A 2,766-nucleotide genomic window follows, 5' to 3' on the forward strand; every position below is an offset into this window, starting at 1 on the left:
GCAGGCGATGGCGGTAACGGCGAAGGCCGCGCTTTGCCCCTACCGCGTCGAGCAGCAGGCGGCAGTGCACGCCACGGGCGGCGGCGCGCTGTAGGGCGTCGGCGACGGCTTCGCCAACGGCGTCGTCGAACATCAGGTAGTACAGCAGGTGGACGCGTTCGCGGGCCTGGTCGATGTCGGCCAGCAGCGTCTGCAGGGAGTGGTCGTAGTCGGCATGCAGCTCAACGGCGTTGCCGTGCACGGGCATGAAGTCGCCCTGGCGTTCGACCAGCGGAACCACTTCAGCAATGGCGGTGTCTCTGGGCGGGTTCCAGCGCAGCAGGCGCTGCAGACCCTGCTCCTCACGGATGACCTGGGAAGCCTCGGCCTGGCGCTGAACGCGCTGGCGCGACAGCCAGGGGTGGCCGAACAACAGGTAGGCGGGCAGGCCAAGCAGCGGCACGAAGCCGACCAGCAGCAACCAGCTGCGGGCGGCCCCGGGCGTGGTGCGGGTAGGAATCCAGAACAGCGCGGCCAGCCGGATCAGCCAGTCGAGCATCAGCAGCCATGAGCCCAGCACCCATTCGAACAGCATTGTGTCGCCCGCCTGGAGGTGAGGCCAGTGTGCCATGGGCGGTGTGATGGACAACCGCCCAACAAAAAACCCGCCTTGCGGCGGGTTTTTCGCGGGGATCGCGTAATCCAGGTGGATTACTTGATCTTGCCTTCCTTGTACGGGACGTGCTTGCGCACGACCGGATCGTACTTGGAGAACTCCATCTTCCCCGGGGTGTTCTTCTTGTTCTTGTCGGTGGTGTAGAAGTGACCGGTACCGGCGGTCGAAATCATACGGACCTTATCGCGCTTGCCTGCCATGATCGTTTACTCCTCAGACCTTTTCGCCGCGCGAACGCAGCTCAGCCAGAACGGAATCAATGCCGTTCTTGTCGATGGTGCGCAGTGCATGCGCGGAAACACGAAGCTTCACCCAGCGGTTTTCGCTGGCAACCCAGAAGCGACGCTCGTGCAGGTTCGGCAGGAAACGACGACGGGTCTTGTTGTTGGCGTGCGAGACGTTGTTACCCGTCTGCACTCCCTTGCCGGACACCTGGCATTTACGGGACATTGCGCACCTCGATAGTAGTCATTGTCAGCCCATAGCCCGGGCGACGGCGGCCTCGGCGGTGACCCGCCACACGTCAAGAGAATCAAAGGGTTACGCTGTCGAAGGCGAGCCGGAGGACGTGTTCCCGGCCGCCAGCCAGGTCAAAACCGGGCACAGCGAGCCGCGCATTATGCACGGCCAGGCCAGTCGGCGCAAGGGGTTATCCACAGGGGAAGGCTGAACGTGGCGCTTCTGCCTCTGTACCCCGCTACTGCGGTTACGGCAGGATTCCGAGGTGCGCTGCTGATCGGGACCCGGTGACGGGATAGTAGCGCTGCGAAGGACGGGCCAGCTCCGTTCTTTCCTCAGCCATCGGCGGGATAGGCAGAAGCCGACGCGTTCCACTCACCGAGACTACCGGGGGTTCACGCCCCCGGTTCACAAGCAGACGCGGAAAGCAGTCAGGCCTGGCAAAGATGGACACCCGCTCGTTCTGGACCGGTACAGTCGTTGCATTGACCCAGCCCGGCCTGGGTGTTGTAATTCAGCCACGACCCCGCCCTTGCCGTCGTCATTAGGTTGGCTAAACGGCTCGGGACGAAAAAACCGCCGCGAGGCGGTTTTTTCATGCTCGAAGGAGTGAGCTCATGGGTGATTCGTGCGCCGTCTACGTAGACGGTTACAACTTCTACTATGGTCGCCTTCGCGGCACTCCATACAAGTGGATCGACCTGGTCGCGCTGTTCGACCGCCTGCTGCAGAAGCAGGATCCTGCGTGCCGCATTGAAGTGGTGAACTACTTCAGCGCATTCTGCCTTGCAAAGTTCGCGACCAACGGCCCCGCCTCCCCCCTGGCGCAGGACAGATTTCTGCGAGCTCACACGGCCCTGCATGGAACCAGGTTCTCCAGAACAATGGGGACCCACACACATGACCGTACCGGCACGAGCATGCCACGCTACGTTGCGGGCAAGCCTTATGATCGGCGTGACCGCGTCAAGGTGTGGAAGCTTGAGGAAAAGCAGACGGACGTCAACATCGCATTGGCGATGTACCGGGATGCCTGCTCCGGCGCATATACACAGCAGATCATCTGCTCTAACGACAGTGACGTTGTCCCAGTCCTTCGGGCCATCAAACAAGACTTCCCCCACATAAGGCTGGGCGTTGTCACGCCGCGCCGCCCACCCGAACCCGACATCACGACACACCGCAACGTAATGTCCTCGCTTTCGGCCGTCGCGGACTGGACGCGCGGTCATATCGACGATGAGGAGCTGGCCGCCAGTCAGCTTCCCATTCGAGTACAGACAGGCAAGAGACCCATCGACAAGCCAGATCATTGGTAACGGGCTCGTAATTACCGATCGCGTAAAGGTCTGCACATTCCGTGCAATGCCATCCTTGGACACTAGGGCTTTCCCCACAACGGAACTGCCAATGCGATTGCTGGTCGTGACCTACGGGACCGAAGGCGACACCCGGCCGCTGGTGATGCTGTGCCATGGGCTGATGCAGGCGGGGCACGCGGTGATGCTGCTGGCCGAGGGCGGCACGCTGGAATCAGCGCGGGTGCTGGGGGTGCCGCATGCGGCGCTGGAGGGCGACATCCATGACGAGGTGGTGGCGCTGGTGTCGCGCGGGAATGACCTGGGCGCCGCGGCGCGTGGGCTGGCGCGGAT

Annotated in this window: 4 protein-coding genes and 1 pseudogene; 2 read left to right on the forward strand and 3 right to left on the reverse strand. The window is 62.7% G+C overall.

What is annotated here, in order from left to right; genetic code table 11:
- From EGJ34_RS21200 to rpmB, 3 genes are all read right to left on the reverse strand, one after another.
- On the reverse strand, window positions 1-574 hold a 574-nt coding region (locus EGJ34_RS21200), incomplete at its 3' end, for a PLDc N-terminal domain-containing protein (protein WP_185750284.1).
- Window positions 575-690: 116 nt separating this feature from the next.
- Window positions 691-858: a 50S ribosomal protein L33 gene (gene rpmG / locus EGJ34_RS21205; RefSeq protein WP_170272460.1), complete on the reverse strand. Its 168-nt coding sequence runs from the start codon at window positions 856-858 to the stop codon at window positions 691-693.
- Window positions 859-868: 10 nt separating this feature from the next.
- Window positions 869-1,105 carry a 50S ribosomal protein L28 gene (rpmB, locus tag EGJ34_RS21210; RefSeq protein ID WP_125362384.1) on the reverse strand — a complete coding sequence of 79 codons (237 nt, stop codon included), beginning with the start codon at window positions 1,103-1,105 and terminating at the stop codon, window positions 869-871.
- Window positions 1,106-1,731: 626 nt separating this feature from the next.
- On the opposite strand from rpmB, the gene EGJ34_RS21215 reads away from it, so the two are divergent.
- Together EGJ34_RS21215 and EGJ34_RS21220 are read left to right on the forward strand one after the other, a co-directional pair.
- Entirely contained in the window at window positions 1,732-2,433 is a 702-nt protein-coding gene (locus EGJ34_RS21215; RefSeq protein WP_125362385.1) for an NYN domain-containing protein, read from the forward strand.
- A gap of 91 nt (window positions 2,434-2,524) precedes the next feature.
- Window positions 2,525-2,766, forward strand: a pseudogene (locus tag EGJ34_RS21220) (glycosyltransferase); the annotation flags it as partial.

Source organism: Stenotrophomonas sp. 278 (assembly GCF_003935715.1).
GTDB lineage: Bacteria > Pseudomonadota > Gammaproteobacteria > Xanthomonadales > Xanthomonadaceae > Stenotrophomonas > Stenotrophomonas maltophilia_AH.

Bases quoted from the DNA above. Each gene is read 5' to 3' on its own strand.
- rpmB (WP_125362384.1), bottom strand. From the start codon at position 1,105: ATGTCCCGTAAATGCCAGGTGTCCGGCAAGGGAGTGCAGACGGGTAAC.
- EGJ34_RS21215 (WP_125362385.1), top strand. From the start codon at position 1,732: ATGGGTGATTCGTGCGCCGTCTACGTAGACGGTTACAACTTCTACTAT.